The organism is Sulfitobacter pacificus, from assembly GCF_030159975.1.
GTDB lineage: Bacteria > Pseudomonadota > Alphaproteobacteria > Rhodobacterales > Rhodobacteraceae > Sulfitobacter > Sulfitobacter pacificus.
Window position 1 is genome coordinate 2,731,382 of record NZ_BSNL01000001.1, and the last position, 21,186, is coordinate 2,752,567.

General features: G+C 57.9%; 16 protein-coding genes. 9 read left to right on the forward strand and 7 right to left on the reverse strand.

The annotated features are described in order from the left end of the window. Positions 1 to 102 precede the first annotated feature (102 nt). The 6 genes from QQL78_RS13820 to mnmH all read left to right on the forward strand — a co-directional run bounded on the left by QQL78_RS13820 (position 103) and on the right by mnmH (position 7,681). Positions 103 to 1,254: an efflux RND transporter periplasmic adaptor subunit gene (locus QQL78_RS13820; RefSeq protein ID WP_284374341.1), complete on the forward strand. Its 1,152-nt coding sequence runs from the start codon at positions 103 to 105 to the stop codon at positions 1,252 to 1,254. After that, complete coding sequence (locus tag QQL78_RS13825; RefSeq protein ID WP_284374342.1) at positions 1,255 to 4,395, forward strand: efflux RND transporter permease subunit; 3,141 nt, start codon at positions 1,255 to 1,257, stop codon at positions 4,393 to 4,395. Beyond that, positions 4,389 to 5,240: an ABC transporter six-transmembrane domain-containing protein gene (locus QQL78_RS13830; protein WP_284374344.1), complete on the forward strand. Its 852-nt coding sequence runs from the start codon at positions 4,389 to 4,391 to the stop codon at positions 5,238 to 5,240. The genes QQL78_RS13825 and QQL78_RS13830 overlap by 7 nt, the downstream gene beginning before the upstream one ends. A 60-nt stretch (positions 5,241 to 5,300) precedes the next feature. Further along, positions 5,301 to 5,732: a DUF2141 domain-containing protein gene (locus QQL78_RS13835; protein WP_284374346.1), complete on the forward strand. Its 432-nt coding sequence runs from the start codon at positions 5,301 to 5,303 to the stop codon at positions 5,730 to 5,732. A 456-nt stretch (positions 5,733 to 6,188) separates the two neighbouring features. Next, positions 6,189 to 6,575, forward strand: coding sequence for a hypothetical protein (locus QQL78_RS13840; protein ID WP_284374348.1), 387 nt, complete (start codon positions 6,189 to 6,191; stop codon positions 6,573 to 6,575). A gap of 59 nt (positions 6,576 to 6,634) precedes the next feature. After that, positions 6,635 to 7,681 (forward strand): tRNA 2-selenouridine(34) synthase MnmH, encoded by a 1,047-nt coding sequence (mnmH, locus tag QQL78_RS13845; RefSeq protein WP_284374350.1) that lies wholly within the window; start codon positions 6,635 to 6,637, stop codon positions 7,679 to 7,681. Here mnmH and selD read toward each other — a convergent pair. Further along, complete coding sequence (gene selD, locus QQL78_RS13850) at positions 7,674 to 9,839, reverse strand: selenide, water dikinase SelD (RefSeq protein WP_284374351.1); 2,166 nt, start codon at positions 9,837 to 9,839, stop codon at positions 7,674 to 7,676. The two genes, mnmH and selD, sit on opposite strands and share 8 nt — an antisense overlap. A gap of 290 nt (positions 9,840 to 10,129) precedes the next feature. Next, positions 10,130 to 10,651, reverse strand: coding sequence for a MarR family winged helix-turn-helix transcriptional regulator (locus QQL78_RS13855; RefSeq protein ID WP_284374353.1), 522 nt, complete (start codon positions 10,649 to 10,651; stop codon positions 10,130 to 10,132). Between the two features lie 207 nt (positions 10,652 to 10,858). Here QQL78_RS13855 and QQL78_RS13860 point away from each other — a divergent pair, with 207 nt between their 5' ends. After that, complete coding sequence (locus QQL78_RS13860) at positions 10,859 to 12,979, forward strand: DEAD/DEAH box helicase (RefSeq protein WP_284374355.1); 2,121 nt, start codon at positions 10,859 to 10,861, stop codon at positions 12,977 to 12,979. Between the two features lie 149 nt (positions 12,980 to 13,128). Here QQL78_RS13860 and QQL78_RS13865 read toward each other — a convergent pair whose 3' ends face one another. The 4 genes from QQL78_RS13865 to QQL78_RS13880 form a co-directional block, all read right to left on the reverse strand. After that, positions 13,129 to 14,397, reverse strand: coding sequence for an ABC transporter permease (locus tag QQL78_RS13865; RefSeq protein ID WP_284374357.1), 1,269 nt, complete (start codon positions 14,395 to 14,397; stop codon positions 13,129 to 13,131). Then, positions 14,394 to 15,200: a taurine ABC transporter ATP-binding protein gene (locus QQL78_RS13870; protein WP_284374359.1), complete on the reverse strand. Its 807-nt coding sequence runs from the start codon at positions 15,198 to 15,200 to the stop codon at positions 14,394 to 14,396. The genes QQL78_RS13865 and QQL78_RS13870 overlap by 4 nt, the downstream gene beginning before the upstream one ends. Before the next feature lie 116 nt (positions 15,201 to 15,316). Next, complete coding sequence (locus tag QQL78_RS13875) at positions 15,317 to 16,318, reverse strand: taurine ABC transporter substrate-binding protein (protein WP_284374361.1); 1,002 nt, start codon at positions 16,316 to 16,318, stop codon at positions 15,317 to 15,319. A gap of 365 nt (positions 16,319 to 16,683) precedes the next feature. After that, a complete protein-coding gene (locus QQL78_RS13880) occupies positions 16,684 to 18,447 on the reverse strand; it encodes a DUF4214 domain-containing protein (RefSeq protein ID WP_284374364.1) in 1,764 nt (587 codons plus the stop codon). A 374-nt stretch (positions 18,448 to 18,821) separates the two neighbouring features. Here QQL78_RS13880 and QQL78_RS13885 point away from each other — a divergent pair, with 374 nt between their 5' ends. Together QQL78_RS13885 and QQL78_RS13890 are read left to right on the forward strand one after the other, a co-directional pair. Next, complete coding sequence (locus tag QQL78_RS13885) at positions 18,822 to 20,231, forward strand: aminotransferase family protein (RefSeq protein ID WP_284374367.1); 1,410 nt, start codon at positions 18,822 to 18,824, stop codon at positions 20,229 to 20,231. Positions 20,232 to 20,388: 157 nt separating this feature from the next. Continuing rightward, positions 20,389 to 20,646 (forward strand): YMGG-like glycine zipper-containing protein, encoded by a 258-nt coding sequence (locus QQL78_RS13890; protein ID WP_284374369.1) that lies wholly within the window; start codon positions 20,389 to 20,391, stop codon positions 20,644 to 20,646. An 89-nt stretch (positions 20,647 to 20,735) separates the two neighbouring features. Here QQL78_RS13890 and QQL78_RS13895 read toward each other — a convergent pair whose 3' ends face one another. After that, a complete protein-coding gene (locus QQL78_RS13895) occupies positions 20,736 to 21,089 on the reverse strand; it encodes a BrnA antitoxin family protein (protein WP_284374371.1) in 354 nt (117 codons plus the stop codon). Positions 21,090 to 21,186 lie beyond the last annotated feature (97 nt).

Below are 21,186 nucleotides of genomic sequence, written 5' to 3' on the forward strand. Positions count from 1 at the left end.
TCTTGCGTAAACAAATCCATACGCCTAAATATGAACGAACGTTCACTCATTTATTGCTGCCGCGATAACTACCTCTCCGCAGGCTTAACAGGTAAAAAGGTCATGATAAGAGAAACAACCGAACAGCGCGCCAAGGCAACAATGTGGCTCTGGATTGTGCTGGCGTTCGGTCTGTTGGCGGCCGTAGTCGTGCTCTTGTCCAAGGTCGAGGACACGGCAGATGTGGCCAGAAGTAAGACAGCAACTCCATTGCAGCCTGTATCGGCACGCGTAGTGAACGTTGCAGATACTGAGGCCTCGATCGAGGTTTGGGCCGAAGTGCGCCCGCGCTGGTCGGCTGAAATTCGTGCCACCGTAGGGGGACATGTGATCGAGGTAAGCAATGCAGCTCTTGCCGGTCAGCGTGTCGATACCGGAACAACCCTGTTTCAGATCGAGCGGATTCATTACGAGACAGCCGTGGCAACAGGAGAGCTTGCGCTTTCAGAAGCGCAGCTGGCCTTGCTCCGTGCGCAGAACAAAACGACGCTTGCGCAAAAACGGTTCGAGCGTGATGGAATTGAACCGCCAAATGAGCTCGCGCTGCATCTCCCCGAATTGCGGATTGCTGAAAGCGGAGTTGCATCCGCCGAAGCACAACTGCGCGCGGCAGTGCGGCAGCTTGATGAAACCACCGTCACCGCCCCCTTTTCCGGCTTTGTCACCAATAGGATGATCAGCCTTGGTCAAACAGTTGCAGCAGGGGAGCCCATGGTGACGCTGGTTGACGGAACGATGTTTGAATTGACGCTAGAGGTATCCCGCGAAAACTGGGCGCTGCTGGATCATCCGATTTCAGGCCAGACCACACGGATTGAAGATATGGCAGGTAACCTGCTGGGGACTGCCACCGTCCGCGAGGGCGGCGGATTTCTGGACCCGCAGACCCGCCAATACCGCATCTTTCTGGAGGTCGCCGGAGGCGAAAACCAAGCGATCTTATCAGGCGATTTTGTCCGTGTTGTCCTTTCTGGCCGCATGTTTCCCAACACGCTCAACGTCCCCGAAACGGCACTGACCCGCGAGGGGCATATGTGGTTCATTGATCCAGATAACCGTCTGGTACGCCTGTCGCCTGACATCATATTCCGCCGCGCAGACCATATCGTGATCCATGCACCGAATGGCGATGCGCCCTGGCGCTTGGCCGTCACACCGCTGGCTTCCTTTCTGCCGGGACAACTGGTTGCGCCACGAATCGCAGGGGATGGGTGAATGCATGTTTTGACCGGATGGTTCATCCGCAATCCCGTTGCCGCCAATCTGTTGATGGCGCTGATCCTGTTTCTGGGCGTGATGACAGTGCTCTCGATCAGAATTGAAGGTTTTCCCCATATTCCGCCTGAAAACATTCGGATCACGACCACATACAATGACGCACCTGCAGGGCAGGTGGACGAATTGGTCACCCGCAAGATCGAGCAGGCCCTTGAGGGGTTGCAAGGGGTTCACAGTGTCACAGCCAAGTCTAGCAATGGGGTTTCCACCGTAGCGGTACGCCGTGCGGGCGGGCAGGATCTGCAAAAGCTACTCGATGCCGTACGGCTCCGCATCGACGCTGTGACGGGTCTGCCTGCAAATGTGCCCCGCCCTATGATTGACGCCGCCGGGTTCGACTTTCCAGCGCTATATCTGAACCTGCATGGCGGCACTGATCCAACAACACTTCAGACTCTCGCGCAAAGACTAAAGGAAGAGCTGTTGTCGCAGCCGGAGTTGTCGCGTCTCACCGTTTGGGGGCTGATCCCGCGTGAAGTGCGCATTGAAGTAAACCCGGACCGCCTGCGCCAGCTGAACTTGACCGTGGCTGATGTGGTCGCTGCGGTTCAGGCAAATTCCTTGAACTCTCAGGCTGGAAGCCTACGCACAACGGGGGGTAATATCTTTCTGCGCGCCGATGATACCGCGCGCTATGCACCCGATTATGCCGCACTGCCGGTGATCACGCGTTCTGGCGGTTCGACTGTACCACTGGGCGATATCGCCACCATTAAGGACACATTTCTGGAGGGCGATTTCCTGTTTCGCTTGAACGGCGATGCAACCGTCGGGATGGAAGTGTTGGTTGGGCAAAAGGAAAACCTGCTGGAAATCTCGCAAGTGGTAAACCGCGTTGTCACCGAGTTTGCCACGCAATTGCCACCCGACATTCAGGTAACGGTCTGGGGCGACAGTTCCAGCTATATCTCGGATCGCTTGGCGCTGCTCCGCTCGAATGGGGTGCAGGGATTGCTGCTGGTCACGCTGATTCTCGCCATCTTTCTCAATGTACGCCTCGCCTTTTGGGTGGCGATGGGGATTCCTATTTCTGTCATGGGCGCGCTCGCGGCGGCGGGCACCAAATGGGTCGACTATTCATTGAACGACGTAACCACGTTCGGGCTGATCATCGCGCTTGGCATTCTTGTGGACGATGCGGTCGTGGTCGGAGAGAGCGTTTTTGAGGAACGCCGCAAAACGAACGACCCTATACAAGGCACCGAAGAAGGCGTGAACAAAGTCGCTGTTGCCACAGTGTTTGGCGTGCTTACAACCATCGCCGCATTCTTTCCGATGCTGCTGATCGACAACCCGCTGGGCAAGGTGCTGGCGGGGTTTTCAGGGATTGTCATTCTCGCACTGATCTTCTCACTTATCGAAAGCAAATTCATCCTGCCGGCGCATCTCGCGCATATATCGCTGGACGAAACTCCGAAGTATCTGCTGACCCGTGGCTGGGCACAGGTGCAGCGCGTGGCACGCACTGCTTTGGGATGGGTGCGCGACTGCCTATATTTGCCAACACTCGGTTTTTCACTGCGGCACCGCTATGCGGTTCTGATCGTGTTCTGTGCAGCCGGACTTTTGGGTGTGGGCCTGATCGCCAAAGGCAAGATTGCGGTTGCCTTTTTCCCCGATGTGCCGGGGCAGATCGTCACTGTGAATTTGGAGATGGACGCCCGTGCGCCGTTTTCACTGACACGCGACAACGTGCAATGGATCGAGGAATTGGGTAATGGCCTGAACGCTGACTTGCAGGCACAGAACGGGCTGGACGAGCCGCCAATCCGCACCATGTTCGTCCTCATCTCAAACGCCCAGAGCGCGCAGATATTTGCAGAGCTGTCACCAGTTGCCGCGCGCCCAACGGTCGGCGTTCAGGATATTGTGGCACAGTGGCGCGACAGAACCGGCCAGCTTGAAGGCGCGACCAAGTTACATTTCTCAGGATCGGAAGAAGTTGGTGGCGGCTTTCAGGTGCGGGTACTCTCGCGTGACGCGGATCAGCTTGCCGGTGCCAGCGAGATGTTGCGCGCCTTTCTGACGGGCATCGAGGGACTTACAAACATCCGCAGCACTTTAGCGGGCGGGCAGCCGGAGTTACGCCTGCGCATCCGACCCGAAGCGCGCAGTCTGGGCTTTAGCGCTGAAACGCTGGCCACCCAGATCGGCAATGCTTACGGCGGTGCCGAAGTGCAGCGCGTGCGCCGTGGGAATACCGAACTACGTGTGCGGGTCCAGAATACCGATGCGGCGCGTGATACCATCGACGACCTATTACGCACGCAATTGCGCAGCGATACGGGCGCTTGGGTGCCACTGCTGACCGTGGCCGAGGTGTCTGGTAGCTATGTTTCGGGGGCGATCAACCGGCTGAACGGGCAAACCGTCAACACCGTCTCAGCCACAATCGACCGCACATTAGCAGTGCCCGCCGAAGTTTGGCAGGCGGTGCAGGAACAATTGGTGCCGCAACTGGCCCTGGAATTTCCGTCAGTGAAAGTGTCGCCGGGCGGTGAATTGGCAGAGATGGGCGAGATCAGCGGCGGTCTGAAGCGCGCGCTAATGCTGTCGGCGGTGCTGATCTACGTCCTGATGGCCGTGCCGCTCAAATCCTATGTGCAGCCATTCATTATTCTCGCCATTGTGCCGTTCAGCTTTGTCGGCGCAGCGATCGGGCATCTGATCATGGGGTTGTCCTTGTCGTTGTTTTCCTTTTTCGGGATGCTGGCGCTGACAGGTGTGGTGGTTAACGACAGTCTCGTTCTGATCACGCGGTATAATCAAAACCGCGAAATAGGTATGGCGGTGAACGCGGCATTACATGATGCAGGTAAGGGCCGGTTTCAGGCGATTTTCCTGACCACAGCAACCACCGTTATCGGCCTGCTTCCGCTGCTTTCAGAAACCTCCGAGCAGGCACAATATCTGATCCCCGCAGCCGCATCGCTGGCTTACGGCGAGATTTTTGGAACCGCGCTGATGCTGATCCTCGTGCCGGTTCTGGTCGCCATTGTTGAAGATGCGAGAGCGGTATTCTGGCCCGCCCACCGCGTCAATTTTGCAAGACAGCAGTCGGAGCCGCACCAATGCTGAAAGATGTTCCAATCACCATTCCCGCCTTGCTCGCGGCCTTCCTTTGGCGCATCGGGCTCACATGGGTGCTGACGTTCTGCGAAACGGCCCTCATTGCCTTGATTCCACTTTTTATCGGGTTTGCAATCGACGGCTTACTGACAAAAGACACGACCGCTTTGTTCCAACTGGTCGCCGCGATGGCGGTCTTGATTGCAATCAGCGTTATCCGCCGCGCCTACGACACCCGCGTGTTCGGAACGGTTCGCGTTGAGGTGGGCAAGGCGCAGGCCGCTCGCATACCGGATCTGCCTGTCTCGAAACTGAACGCCCGGTTGGCCATGGGGCGCGAGATGGTGGATTTTCTGGAAAATGATTTACCACTGGTGATGGCCGCACTGGTCCAGCTCATTATCTCGATCATCGTGCTGTTTGCATTTGATAGCGTACTTGCCCTGGCCGGAGCAGGGGCCGTGGTTACGATGCTATTGATATATGCGCTGTTTCACCGTCAGTTCTATCGCCTGAACGGCCACCTGAACCAACAGGCCGAGCGGCAGGTCGGTATTCTTGAAACGCGCAAGCCGCAAAGACTGTTGTTGCATCTGTCGCGGCTACGCAGTGTCGAAGTGCGCCTGTCCGATACAGAATCCATCCTTTATGGTGCAATTTTCGTGGTTCTTTTGGGTCTTGTCGTTTTCAACCTGTGGTACGCGACCACGAGCCTACCAATCACCTCCGGCACAATCTTCTCCATCGTCAGCTATTCATGGGAGTTTGTTGAATCAGCGCTCGCCCTTCCGGTCACCTTACAGGGGTGGTCGCGACTGTCCGAGATCACCAAGAGGATCAATTCAGCCAAATAGCGCTGGCGTTACATTTTTTCTCACGCGCTATCGACTCAACTCCAAGGATTGGATCCGACCATGTTACGAAACTCCCTTCAACTCGCGGTGCTGTCACTTTGCATTGGAACTTTTGCAGACAGGGCCAGCGCTGAATCAGGGATAAATCTGATCGTCGAGGGCGTGCGCAATGAGCACCGCAATATTCTGGTTCTGGTTTTTGACAATGCTGCAGGTTTTGAAACCCTGAACTATGAAACCGTGGTAGATATAGCCGAGATCAAAGCTCAATCTGGCAGTGTGCGTTATACCTTTGGCCAATTGAACGAAGGTCCCTATGCGATCTTCCTGTTTCATGACGAAAACGGCGATGATGATCTCAACACCAAAGGTGGTCGATTACTCGAAGGGATTGGTGCCACTGGCGCACCGAACCGCAACGATGAACCGGATTTCATGGGGGCTTCTGTTATGCCGGGTAATGTCACCGTCCGCCTACATTACGACCAATAGGCCAATGCGGCGCGACAGGGACTCACAAAAACATTCTGGAAACCCGACGCGTCGCTACAAGATCACGGATAAGCGAAGCGACCGATACTCTAGGTACAGATACCCGGACGGTCCGCCCATTGATCAACTGCGACCACTTTAACACCGCTTCACCCTTTTCAAACAGATACCAACAGCGCTGGCGCATTGTTAGACACGCACCCATCGCTGAATACGACAAGCAGTACATTCCCCTTAGGGCTCTTTCGAAGGTGTAGGGAAAACCAACAAACGCGACAAGCCAACAGCTCGCATAGGTCGACATTTTCGCTCTCGCCCGGAAGCCGGAAGCGCAACCGTTCCAGCACTCCCTCTCTTGATCGCGACCGACTGACGCAGCAGCTCAATACCTGTACCTGAACGCCCACCGCGATGTTACCCTGACTGCACGGACCCAATGGCGTCAAAGGATATCCCATGAACATCCCCGTCCTGATCGTGGCCTCAATCACCCTGCTTGCCACCATTGCCCACGTCGTCGGCGGCACCCGCGAAACTGCCAGCCTTGTCCCGCCTTCGGATGATACCACCCGCACCCCACATTGGGTGCAGGCCATGTGCGCCTTTCAGATGTTAACGGTTGACCTGCTGGCGGTATCTCTTGCCCTCTTCGCCATCGCCCTATGGGATATGGGCCCGCATGAGGCTACATTTATCACCGGTTTTGGCCTGCTCTATCTTGCATGGGCTGTGGCATGGGTGATCCAGCTGCGCTGGCTTAACCGCGCCTCCGCCTCCCTGCTGCGCCTGCCCCATTGGACCGTCTGGCTTCTCTGCGCGGCACTCTTGCTGATCGGAGGCTGAACGCTGGACCTTGCCCACAGACCAGATACATAAGGCAGGTATCTGTACAAAGGCATCCCATGACCCCCTTCACCCTGACGGACCTGACGGACCTGCAAACGCTGAAGGCGGATACCATCATCGACGTGCGCGCGCCCACAGAATTTGCGCAGGATCATATCCCCGGTGCCATCAACCTGCCCGTCCTGAATGATACCGAACGCGCTACCGTCGGCACAATCTACGCACAGGAAAGCCCGTTCAACGCCCGCAAGATCGGCGGCGCATTGGTGGCGCAAAACACCGCCGCCCATTTGCGAAACGCGCTGGCGGATAAGGACGGCGGCTGGCAGCCGCTGGTCTATTGCTGGCGTGGCGGGCAACGCTCAGGGGCATTTGCAACAATCCTCAGTCAAGTCGGCTGGCGGGTGCAATTGCTTCAGGGCGGCTATCGCAGCTACCGCCGCGCAGTGGTGCAGATCCTTTATGACGCGCCCCTGCCCCACCGGCTGATGCTGATCGAAGGGGGCACCGGCACCGCCAAAACCGCGCTTCTGCACCAGCTCTCACAGCTTGGCGCGCAGGTGCTGGATCTTGAGGCAATGGCCGACCACCGCGGTTCGCTGTTCGGGGCCATCACAACACCACAACCCGCCCAGCGCATGTTCGAAAGCCGCGTCGCCCGCGCACTCACCCCGCTGGACCCTGACAAGCTCACCTTTATCGAGGCGGAAAGCAGCAAGATCGGCCAGCGCATCATCCCGCCATCCCTCTGGACCCGCATGGGCGCTGCACCCCGCCTCCAGATCAACGCCCCGCTCACCGCCCGCGCCCAATTCCTGTGCCGCGCCTATACCGACCTGACCCAGAACACAGAGCAACTTGGCAGTGTGATTGACCTCTTGCGCCCCTATCACGCCGCCAGCCAGATCGCCCAATGGCAGACTCAGGCAGAGGCGGCGGAGTGGCAATCCCTCGCCGCCAGCCTGATCGGCGAACATTACGACCCGCGCTATATCAGATCCGCCGCCGCCAAAGATGCCCCTATTGCGCAAATCGACATGCCTAATCTTGAGGACGAAACGCTGGCCCAAACCGCCAAAGACCTGATCGCGCGGTTTACCTAAGGGTTAAATTCCCGCTGCCCCGCGACAACTGCCCTATCTTGTGGCCTTCACAGCCCTGCGCAGCCAATTGCGCCAAAACCGCTTCAACTTGCCCCTCAGGCACCGCTGCCAATAATCCGCCCGCCGTCTGCGGATCAAACAACAGCGGATCATCCCCTCCCAGAACCGGCGCATCAGCGCGGTTCGATGGCATCAAACTTGACGACACCCCCGCATCCGACAGCCCCCGTGCGCCCGCGTAAACCGGCACCGCATCGCGCCACAAAACCGCATCCATCCCCGAGGCGGCACAGATCGCCTGCACATGCCCTGCCAGACCAAATCCGGTCACATCCGTCATCGCATTGGCCACTTCTGCCAACACCAACGCCTCGCGATGCTGGGGCTGGCCCATCACCGCCAATGCTGCCGCCATATCACGCCCGTCGGCCTGCCCTGCCATATCTGCCGCCAGTATCACCCCCGAGCCGATGGGCCGGGTCAGGATCAACACATCTCCCTCCTGCGCTCCGGACACAGTCAGCGGCATCTGAGCCCGCGTGCCTGTCACCGTAAACCCGATGGTCAGTTCCGCCCCCATCGTCGTATGCCCGCCAACCAGCTGCGCCCCGGCGGCCTGCATCACCGCTTCGGCTGCACGTGTCACCTCGGCCAGACTGCGTTCTTGCAAGGAGGCAGACATCTGCGGCAACACAATCTGCGCCAGCGCCACCTGCGGCTGCGCCCCCATCGCCCAGATATCGCCCAGCGCATGCACCGCCGCAATCCGCGCCATCTGCGCGGGATCCTCAACCAATGCCCGCAAATGATCGGCGCTGATCACCTGAAACCCACCACCGGGCTGGCGCAATACCGCCGCATCATCCCCCGCACCGGTCACAACATCACCCTGCGCCGCGGCGATCCCTTTCACCGCCCCGGACAGGACACCACGCCCGACCTTTGCACCACAACCACCACAAAGCGGCTTGGCCGCCAGCATGTCGCGCACCCCTGTCGCCATCTCCCCGGTCACAGCCGGCCTTGCCATCGCCGGCAAGTCCCCCAGCCGGTCCATGAACTTCCGGTCAATCCGGTCTTTCCAGCGCCATAGCAAGGGTGCCTTCACACTCACCCCGAAATTTTCAGCCATTGCGGATTTGCTGCCCAATGAAATCAGCTTCAGATAGTATTTTTGCGGCTGCCACGTCTTGCGCCTGCCCCCGCTCAGGGCCGCGCGCAGATTGTGATGCAACACCGGGGCCGCGCGCACCGCAAACACCCCTGCTTTGGGCCTTGGCGCATGGGGCATTACCGCGCAATCGCCCACCGCAAACAACGCCGCATCCCCGCTCACCCTCAGGTCCGGCCCCACCTCAATGAACCCATCACGCTGCGGCAAATCCGTCTGCGCAATCCAGTCATGCGGAAATGCCCCCGCCGCCCCCACACAAAGCGCGGCTGGCACCGCCGGCTGATCCGCCAGAACAACGCAATCCGCCGTCACCTCCATGACCCGCGCCTCAAGCCTCAGCTCGATTCCCAGCTCTGCCATCGCCGCCAGTATCTTGCGCCGCGCCGCTGCCCCCATGCCAGAAATCTGCGGCCCCGCTTCAATCACCGTCACATGTGGTGCCACACCGGCCTCACGCAGAGCATATGCCATCGCCATCGCCAATTCACAGCCCGCCACACCGCCGCCAATCACCGCCACATCCGGCGCAACCTCTCCCGCCACCGCACGCGCCAGAAACCCGCGCCACCGCGCCGCATATTTATCCAGCGGTTTGGCCCCGATCCCATGTGCCGCAAACCCCGGCAGATCCATTTCCGCCGTGATCCCCACATCAATCGAGGCCACATCATATGCCACCGGCTCGCGCCCTTCCAACAGCACCTCGCGCCGATCCCGGTCAATACCAACCGCCTTGTCCAAAATCAGCCGTGCCCCCGCATGCCGGCACAGGCGTACCAAATCAATCTCCAGATCATCCCGCCCGTAATGCCCCGCCACATGCCCCGGCAACATCCCGGTATAAGGTGCCGTCGACCCCGGATTGATCACCGTCACCCTTGCCCCGGCCAGCCGGTCCATCCCCCAGGCCCGCAACACCAAAGCATGAGCATGCCCGCCCCCGACCAACACCAGATCCCGCGTATAGGGCACAGTATTCAACACAGTTTCATTCTCTTTTTGGCCCTATATCCTGCGGAGGTTTGGAGGCAGAGCCTCCAATAGTCAAATCGAATGCGGGCTTGCCCGCTCCTTTGCGTAACAGCTATCCCAATCACCCGGCCAATGAAAATCCCGCGACCGATCGACAACCCGCCCAGTATCAACGCTACATATTATCAAGACTACACATTCAAAAGTTTCGACGGGTAACCGACAACTGCCCTGGCAGACAGATCACCACAAGGCGCGTCAAACCCGATGTGATCGGGTCGCCACTGCAACCCGCCAACATGCTAGCGGATCAGTGGCCGCCCCAACCGTGCCTCAAGCAGATCACTGCTGTGCTCGGTCATTTTGCGCAGGATCACATCAAGCGCCTGCACCTCATCAATACTCAACACGTCGAGAATACGTTCATTGCTGCGCATGACTTCGGCAAATACCCGGCGATACAGAACAACACCCTCTTCAGTGGGTTCCAGCGCAATCGCCCGCCCGTCGTCAGGATCAGGAAAACTGCGGATCAACCCCTTGTTCAATAAGGATTTCGTCACCCGGCTGGTCTGACTTTTATCCATCAACAAGACATCCGCCAACCCGCCGGCCCTTGCCGGTGCCCGCCCTTTGACCAGCGCCAACAACCGCCATTCATTCAAACTCAGATCGAACATCCGCTGGGACCAATCCTGGCCCGCCCGTTCCCCGATCGCCACCAAACGCTGCAATCGAAACGTGATGACATCCTCAACGGTCTGCACTTCCGGGTGTTTGCGCAGCTCCCCAGCGTCAAAGGAAACGTGAAAATTATCGGCCATAGTATTCTCCCGATACGCCGGTTATAAGACTTAGTTGCATATGTCCACTATGCATCCCGACAAACCGCACCCCGGGTAACACGAACTCAACAAACCCATGTACATTCCTGCCCGAACCCCTTACAGGCGGGCAAAACACATGCCTCGGCCAGACGCCTGAGGCTGCCGCGCCCCTTGCACGGCCCCCCTCAGAACAGGACGACACACGTGATCCAGACAATCGCAGATGCGCTTGAAGCGCAAGGCTATGAGACCTTAACAGCCGTTCAACAAGCTGTCACCGACGAGGCGCTGAACGACAAGGACCTGTTGGTCTCGGCGCAAACCGGCTCGGGCAAAACAGTTGCCTTTGGCCTCGCCATCGCACCGACCCTCTTGCAGGACGAATCCCGTTTCGGGCCAGCCTCCTCACCCCTTGCATTAGTGATCGCGCCCACCCGCGAACTTGCCATGCAGGTCGCCCGCGAACTTAGCTGGCTCTACGCCAAGGCCGGGGCCATCGTGACGACCTGTGTCGGCGGCATGGACCAACGCACCGAACGCCGCGCCCTTGATCGTGGGGCCCATGTCGTTGTGGCCACACCGGGGCGCCTCTGTGACCACATCAAACGCGGCAATATCGACCTCAGCGCGTTGCGCGCCGTGATTCTGGACGAGGCGGACGAAATGCTCGACATGGGCTTTCGCGAAGAGCTGGAGTTCATCCTCTCCGAAGCCCCCGAAGACCGCCGCACCCTGTTGTTCTCCGCCACTGTGCCCGCCGCAATCGCAAAGCTGGCGAAATCCTACCAAAAAGATGCCCAGCGGATCGCAACCGTGGGCGAAACCAAACAACATGCCGACATCGAATACCGCGCTATGCAGGTGCATCCGCGTGATACCGAAAACGCCATCATCAATGTGCTGCGCTTTTACGAGGCCAAAAACGCCATCGTCTTTTGCAACACCCGTGCCGCAGTTGCCCGGCTGACGACCAAATTCACCAACCGAGGTTTCTCGGTTGTGGCCCTCTCCGGTGAATTGTCGCAATCCGAACGCACCAATGCGTTGCAGGCCCTGCGCGATGGTCGCGCCCGCGTCTGTATCGCCACTGATGTTGCCGCCCGTGGCATCGACCTGCCCAACCTCGAACTGGTGATCCACGCCGATCTGCCAAGCAATGCAGACACACTGCTGCACCGCTCGGGCCGTACCGGACGCGCCGGACGCAAAGGGGTCTCTGCCCTGATCGTACCCGCCAAAATGAAAACCAAGGCCAGCCGCCTGTTGGGCTGGGCTAAGCTCACGGCGACATGGGGCCCTGCCCCCTCTGCCGAAGAAGTAAACGCTGCGGATGAAGAGCGCCTGCTGTCGGATGAGGCATGGTCCACCTCCGCACCAGAAGATGCCGCCGGTTTTGTTGCCTCCCTGATCGAGAAATTCAGCGCCGAACAACTGGCCACCGCTTTCGTCAACCTTTACCGCGCGCGCGCTTCCGCCCCCGAGGATTTGACCGATCCGGGCACCAAGGACGACCGCTCGCGCCCCAGCTTTGGACCTTCGGTCTGGTTCTCGGTCTCAACCGGCCGCACCGATGGGGCCGAACCGCGCACCCTCTTGCCGATGCTCTGCAACAAGGGCGACCTGACCAAGGATGACGTCGGCGCGATCCGTGTGCAGCAGGATCACAGCTTTGTCGAAATCCTCGCGTCCTCAGCGGATAAATTCATGAACGCCCTCGGCCCGGATCGTGTGGTCGAAGCTGGCGCCATTGTCACCAAACTCGACAAGGCCCCCGATCTGCCCCGTGGTCGCCCGGACCGTGGGCCCCGCCCTGATCGCGGCCCCCGCCCCGACAGAGGCCCAAAACCGCCACATCGCAAGTCCAGCTATGATCCCGATGCCGCAGCGGCCCCGCGTAAACCGCGCCCTGCCCCTGCAAACGCCCCAGCGGGCGAGGCACGTGCGGAAAAGCCGAAATTCGACAAACCAAAACACAAACATGCGGATAAACCCAAAGGCGAACGCCCGCCCAAGTCTCACAAGACAGAGCGCAGCCCGATGAAACCCGGTGCTACCCCAAGGCCAAAGGCAAACGGGGACGCGCCTGCAAAACCAAAGGCCAAAGCGGTCTGGAAAAAGGACGGCCCCAAGGCGGACGGTCCACGCGGTGCAAAACCCAAAGGCGGCAAACCCTTCAAAGCCCGCGAGGAAAGCAGCGGCGGCGCGAAAACCTATAAACGCGCCACAGATCCATCCAAACGCTTTACCCCGCCCAACAAGATCGGCAAGCAGGGCGGAAAACCCAAAGGCAAAGGCGGTGCCACCACCCCGCGCCGGGGCAAGTAACAGCGGCCACAAGGACCGGAAACTTTCAAAGTTTCCGACCGCTTTCTTTGAAAGAAAGCGTGACCACCCAGCACAAACAAAAAACGCCGAAGATTCTCTTCGGCGTTCTTCTTTTGCGTATCACATCGGCATCTTAACTCAGGGCAGGATCACCCCTTACCCTTCCAAGGCACCAGAAACTTCTCGGCAGCGCGCATCATCATATCGATGCCGAAACCGATCACACCAATCAGGATAATTCCCATAATCACGATATCCGTGTTCTGGAACTTGGACGCGGTCATGATCATCATACCCGCCCCCTGTTCCGCCGCGACCAGCTCCGCCGCCACAACCGTGCCCCAACAGACCCCCATGGCAACCCGCGCGCCGGTGAATATCTCGGGCAGGGAATTGGGGATGATCACATAGCGCATGATCTGCCACTTGCTGGCCCCCAGTGAATAAGCCGCATGCACCTTGGAAATTTTCACACCCGACACACCAGAACGTGCCGCAATCGCCATGATCCAGAGCGCCGCAAGGAACAGCAGGATAATCTTGCCGCCTTCACCGATGCCAAACCAGATAATCACCAGCGGGATCAGCGCCAAAGGTGGCACCGGGCGCATGAATTCCACAATCGGATCAAACCAGCCACGGAACCAATTGCTCAACCCCATGGCATAGCCCAGCGGAATACCGACAATCGCACCAAACAGGAAACCAAAGATCACCCGAAACAACGAGAAGCCCAAGTGCTCCAGCAGTGTAAAGTTACGAAACCCTTCGGACGCGATCTGCACGGTCCGGGTCCAGACCTCTTCGGGGGAGGGCAGATACAACGGCTGCATCTGCCAGCCTTTGGAGGGCTCAAAATTCGGAGTGCCCTTGTCAGACAGGGTGACCGCCCCGTTTTCCGTCTTTACTGTCTCGCCCGGTGCAATCTTCTTGCCATCAATCGCAATGACCCGTGCGCCGTCCTTCTTGGTCAGTTCATCGTTTTTATCCACGGCAACCAATCCGGTGCGCCATTGTGCAATGGCCACGCTGTCATTCTTGGCAAAACCGTCACCGGGTTCGACCTCCGGTGCGTCAACCGCGTCACCGCGCGGGTAGACCACAACGGTCACCGTCGCATCATCCGGTGTCTGCCCCTCTACCTGTGCCGTATAGGTAAAACTTGTCGTGCCCAGAAACGGCGCAGGCGCATGCAGGAAACCGGGCAAAAGGCTTGATCCGGTGAACATGCCCCACATCAGGAAAATCGTCAGGATCGAGATGATCCCCGCCGCACGGTTGGGCCTTACCGCGCTTTCATCCCCAAAGGTCACCGTTTTCAACGAGGTATAATCCTTTACCCCCCGCCCCTGTGCCACTTTGGTGACGATGAAAAACGCAGCAATAAATATCAGCACATAGATGATCAGAGGAATCATGCCGCATCCTCCTTGGTGCCCATAATCTCTTCTTCCATGTCCCAGATCATGTTCAGGATCTCTTCACGTTTGGGCCCGAAATCAGGATGTTTCTTCACCTCACGCAGATCCGCACCAACACCCAGCTCTGCAAAAGGCAGACGGTATTCCTTGTGAATGCGCCCGGGACGCGGGGCCATCACAATCAGACGTTCGCCCAGCAACAGCGCCTCTTCCACCGAATGGGTGATCAGGATGATCGTCTTGCCGGTCTCTTTCCACAGCTTCAACACAAGGCTCTGCATCTTCTCGCGGGTCAACGCATCCAGCGCGCCCAACGGTTCATCCATCAGGATAACATCAGGATCGTTTGCCAGACAGCGGGCCAATGCCACACGCTGCTGCATCCCGCCAGACAGCTCATAAACCGCCTTTTCCTTGAAATCCTGCAATCCCACCACATCCAGCAGATGATCCACAATTTCGTTCTTGTTGTTCTTCGGCATGCCCTTCATCGACGGGCCGAAACCGACATTCTCGCGCACCGACATCCACTCAAACAGCGCGCCTTGCTGGAACACCATGCCACGTTCCGCATCCGGCCCGGTGATCTGATGCCCGTTCAAGGTCATGACACCGCTGGTCGGGGCCAGAAACCCCGCAACAATATTCAAGAGCGTGGTCTTGCCACAGCCCGACGGCCCCAAAACGCTCAGCAATTCGCCCGCTTTCAGGTCAATCGACACATCCTGCAAAGCCTGCACATGCCCGCCATCCGGCAGATCAAAACGCATCGAAAGTTTATCTATGGAAAGTCCGGTCATATCCGCGGTCCCACCCCTGTCAGGGTTAAAGGGCAGGGTTTTCCCCACCTCAGTTTCGTTCAATTGACGATCGCAGGTACAGTGCGGCCCCAATTCCGGGGCCGCACCTTGGTCGTTTACATGCCTTTGGCAGCTTCCAGCGGGCCAGTGTTCACTGTGCCTGCATAGCTGTCCAACGCGGAGTCGATGGAACCCGCTTCAACAAACACATCCGCCACACCCTTCATAAAGGGGGCCGCATTGCCGCCAAACCATGCCGAAGACAGCTGTTCTTCGATAGAGGGGAAGACAAAACCAGAGATTGACGCCTTTGCCGCATCAACATCCATACCGGACTGCTCTGCAATCACCGCCAGCATCTCATCGCTCTGGTTCGCGTTCCAGTCGGCATTGGCATCCGCTGTGACTTTCACGAACTTGGCAACCGTGTCACCATTCTCGGCAATGTAGGACGCCGGTGCGGATGTCACATCAAACACCAGAATGCCCAGCTCGGTCTTTTCATCACCGGTCAGCAGGATGTTGCCGTATTCCTTCATCCGGCTCAGACCGCCGCCCCAACCACAGGCGAAATCAACCGCACCCTGTGACAGCGCCGCCGCACCTTCCGGTGGTGCCATGTCAACAACCTGCAAAGTCGAAACATCTACGCCAAAGTGATCCATCTGACGCAGGAAACCGTAATGTGCGGCGGTACCCAAAGGCACGGCAACTTTCTTGCCCGCCAGCTCACCGGCAGAATCCTTGTCAATTTCCAGCTCCGAACGCACAACGCAGTTGTCATTGTCAGAGTAGGAGACCGCTACATCCACAATCTGGATGTCTTGCCCACCGGAAGTCGCCACAACAAATGGCGGCACACCCTGTGAAACTGACAGCTGCACGTCACCAGACGCCATTGCCGCAGACATGGCTGTACCGGTTTCGAATGAAACCCAGTTCACCTTCATGCCCAGCGCTTCGTCATAGGCACCCGATGCTTTGGCAGCAAGGAAGGGCATCGGCCATTCAAGGAAATAGCCAACGGTGATTTCGCCGTGACCGTCTGCAAATGCGGCCTGACCTGTCATGGCCATAACCGCGGCGGCAACAAAGCCTGTTGTCGTTTTTTTGATCATCTTGTTCTCCCTAGTGAACATACCCAAGCGCAAGGCGCCCGATGGTTTAGTTACTCCGCCGACATCATTGCCGGTCTTGGTTTGACTGACAGCGGACTTAAGGAAAATGAAACCTGATATCTCAATTTTCCGTAAAAAATCCGCCATCATCCGGCAACACCATGTCGTTTCTTTCTTGTTAGAGCAATCAAATCCGACTGGCTTTCCACTCAAATTCACAAGTTACTCTTAAAATTCACACCACGTTGCATCGTGTTCAAACAGTGCTGTTGAAACCGGCAAACAATAAACTGCCACTTGCGGCAGACGCATGAGTCCAGTTCGGCCCAAATCAAAAGATCTGGACTGAACCGCTTTTCTTAAGCTCAGCCCGCAACCGCGAACGGATCGTCCAACACGCCAACCAGTGGCATCAGGAACATGCCGCTGTCCGCTTCAAGCGCCGCCGCATGATAGCCGTCAATCGCGGCTTGCGCCGTGGCGACACTGCCCGCAGAACCATCATAAAGCGCCATCGCAGCCGATGCATTGGCCACATCCGACATGCCCTTGGTGACCGAATAATAAGCCCCGATGTCGGTCTTGATGCTCAGATGCTGTTGATCTGCCGCCTGCTGCGCAATCTGTTCGGCAGTGCCGCCAGCAATGGGCGTTTTGGCCCCCGCAAGTACACCCAGAATAAACTGGTCCCGCCCGACGGTACCGTCGTCCAGATGGCCAAGCCAGAAATCAATCCCTGCCTGATCCCCAACCCGGCCCAGCACATTGGCATAAACCGCTGTGACAAAATCCGCATTGCTCAGATCACTGGCATAGGTTGCGCGGGTTTCATCCTGATCGATAAACAGCGTCGCCATCTCTTCAAGCGTGGTGCCATTGGCAAAGGCCGTGCCCCAGAAATTCAGCCCCACCGCATCCGGCGCGCGGTTGAAATAGGCGATGTAAAGCTCAACAAAGCTCTCCATCTGCGCTTCGCTTAACGCCTCCGTGCCTGCAAACTTGGTTAAATCAAACGGCGCAAGCGCAGCGTCCCCAAAGGTTAAGGCTTCGATTGCCATCAGCGTGTCGGTACCGTCACCCTCTGCGCGGCGGTCTTCAATTGTGGTGCCACTGGCATTCAGCGTCAGGGTATAATTGCCCTGATTGCCGGAATAGATCGCGGTATCAAGCCCGTCACCACCATTCAGCATGTCGTTACCGCCATTACCGGTCAGCATGTTCGCCAGCGCGTTACCGGTGATTGTATCTGCACCTGAACCGCCGCGCGCGTCCTCAATCTCTACACCAAAGGCAATCGTGTAGCCGCCATTGGCAACCGTGCCGCCATTTGATCCGACAAATGAAAGATAACCACCGCCACCAATATCCGCCCCAAGTGTGGCCGGGCGCAGATCAATCACCGTGTCATCACTAACACTTGAGAAATCAATTCGATCATGGCCGCCATTGTCCCAGATGGTGATCAGTGTCGGATCAACGCCGTAAATCGTATCACCCGCACCTGTGCTGGTGTTCGCCCCGTAAAGCAGTTGCAGCGCCGCAATATCCAGCGCGCCAAAGGCAGACGGCTCGCCCGTGATGTCCAACCCCGGATGCAGGTTCGACGCCCCCGGGTTATAGGACATCCGTGTTGCCAATTCGGTATTGTGGTTGAAATCACCCAGATCGCCATCCGTCACCACACCCGGCAATTTGGCCGGCCCGTCAAACGGGTGGCTCAGCCCAAGGGAATGGCCGATCTCGTGGATCAACGTGACATCATCCAGATCGATGTATTCAGTTGGTACAAAAATCTTAGAAATCGCTGGGCCCTGCGGGATAGAAACCCCGGTTGTAGAAGGGTCGTCAAACTGGTCGATATGAACAAATTCAAGGTTCACAGTATCGCTCGCTGGCACTTCTTCGAAGGTCAGGTTCACCACTGTCGAAATATAGTCAAAGATATCCTGCACATATGCACGCTGCGCTGTGCTCCACGCCAACGAGGTGGTTAGATTGCCGCTGTCATTCCCCGGATCGACCTCTTCCCCCGCTCCAAGAAAGCTGAAGGTGACATTTGTGGTCGTGTGAACATCCGACTGCTCGTATGGCGACAAGGCGGCAAGCAGCGGTGAATTCGTTGGGATCATAGCATTTTCCTAATGTAAGGTTAATTCATAATGAACGGCAGAATAGTCCGCCCCGGCACAACCGCTGTCAACGACAATCCATTTCCTTTCCAGCCTCTGCGGGCCGGTTTAACCAGGAAAATATCCCTATTTTTCCACATCCCTCACCACCCGAGCCACCACCACAGAACCCCGCCAAACCGGACCTCCGCCGCCTTCTCTTCCTGTCACACAACGCCTCACCCATGCGCCACGCTGGACACCGCGAAACACTGGCCCTACCGTTATACAACTTTTGGCCCTACTTGATTCTGACATAAACCAGCAATGATTGACGAAAGCGGGGGGATCACACCCCCATTTCGTGCATCCCAAAACATCGAAAGGTCTGACCCATGGACGGCAACTTCAACGAAAATGACATCTCCCGCGTTGTCGAGGCAGACCGCGCCCACATCTGGCACCACCTCAGCCAGCACAAACAATACATGAACGACGATGCCAGCAAACAGGTCGACCCCCGCATCATCGTCGAGGGCAAAGGCATGCGTGTCTGGGACCAAAAGGGCAAAGAACACCTTGATGGTGTTTCCGGCGGCGTCTGGACCGTCAACGTCGGTTATGGCCGCGAACGCATCGCCAATGCCGTGCGCGACCAGCTGATCAAACTCAATTACTTCGCAGGGTCCGCCGGCTCCATCCCCGGCTCCAACTTCGCCGAAAAGCTGATCGAGAAAATGCCCGGCATGAGCCGCGTCTATTATGCCAACTCCGGCAGCGAGGCGAACGAAAAGGGCTTTAAGATGGTCCGCCAGATCGCACACAAGAAATACGGCGGCAAGAAACACAAGGTTCTCTACCGCGACCGCGACTACCACGGCACCACAATCTCGGCCCTCTCTGCCGGTGGTCAGGACGAACGTGGCGCACAATACGGCCCCTTCACACCGGGTTTCGTGCGTGTCCCCCACTGCATGGAATACCGCGCCTTCGAACAGGAGGGCGCGCCGCAGGAAAATTATGGCGTCTGGGCCGCCGACCAGATTGAAAAAGTCATCCTTGCCGAAGGCCCCGACACTGTGGGCGGCCTCTGCCTTGAACCGGTGACCGCTGGCGGTGGCGTCATTACCCCGCCCGATGGTTATTGGGAGCGGGTGCAGGAAATCTGCAAGAAATACGACATCCTGCTGCATATCGACGAAGTTGTCTGCGGCGTCGGCCGCACCGGCACCTGGTTCGGCTACCAGAACTACGGCATCAAACCCGACATGGTAACCATGGCCAAAGGGGTCGCCTCCGGCTACGCCGCCATCTCCTGCCTTGTGACCACCGAAGCGGTCTTTGACATGTTCAAGGAAGACGCCTCTGATCACATGGGTTACTTCCGCGACATCTCGACATTTGGCGGCTGCACCGCAGGCCCGACTGCTGGTCTCGAAAACCTCAAGATCATCGAGGAAGAGAACCTGCTCGATAACACCCTGCAAATGGGTGACTACATGCTCGACCAGCTGCACGCCCTGTCGGAGAAACATGCGGTCATCGGTGATGTGCGTGGCAAGGGCCTGTTCCTTGGTGCCGAACTGGTCGCAGATCGCAACACACGCGAGGCCGCAAAGGAATCCCTCGTTTCCGCTGTTGTCGGGGACTGCATGCAACAGGGGGTGATCATCGGCATGACCAACCGCTCTGTTCCGGGCAAGAATAACACCCTGTGTTTCTCACCGGCGCTGATTGCGACCAAAGATGACATTGATCAGATCATCAACGCCGTCGATGGGGCATTGGGCCGCGTATTTACCTGATATCAAAAAACAAAACTTCTTCCCAAAGGCCCTGCAGTTGCGGGGCCTTTTCTATTCGGCCTTCTGAAATGGCAGGTTTCTGCCGGTGTGCGCAGAAACATTGGAACCATGTCCTGCCAACGCTGTTCCCCCTACAGACTCATATTCGGAGAATAACATGAAAAAGCTACTTCTTTCCCTGCCGCTGATGGCTGCTCTCGCCGCCTGTGCCGATCAACAGACCAGCACTCTTGCCGGTGCCGCCGTGGGTGCATCCGCCGGTGCAGCCGTCTCCGGTGATGACGACAAAATCCTCGGCGCACTGGTTGGTGGTGCCGCAGGCGCAGCCGCTGGCAGCTATATCGGTCAGACCCAATCGGGTTCCTGTGTGTATCAGCGTCCAGACGGGTCGCGCTACACCGCAGCCTGCCCATAAACATCCAGCGCTAAGTGCGCGTTCCAAAGCCCCCGCATCCTGTGCGGGGGCTTTTCTTTTCAACCGCAACTCTCAACCGGACCAGACCCTCACGGAAAATCCTTATATTTTTCGCGCATCCGGGCATGCCCCCTGTTCAACAGGCGCGGCACATTGTTGTCATTCGGATAGCCCTTGATCCCACCGCCCAGCAGCGCCGTCCAGTAAATCCGCAAAATCTGGTTCATACGCGGGCCATAGCCCGGCCCCATCTTGCGAAACCAACGCAGCATGTCACTGTCAATGCGGATCGTCACCCGTGTTTTGGCGCGTGGGCTGGGTGACCCATATTCCATCCCGTCCCAATCCAACGGCAGACTGTCCTGCAACCATGCGTCCCGCATGGACAGTTGCAGATCCTCCAACTCATACATCATCTGCGTAAACGCATCTTTCTTGTTCATCACAGCCTCCTGTCAATCCTCAGCCTGCGCCGGATCTAGTGTGAAACCCCTTTCGCTTTACTCTATGCACCGCCCGGTGCATCGGGGGTGTACAGGG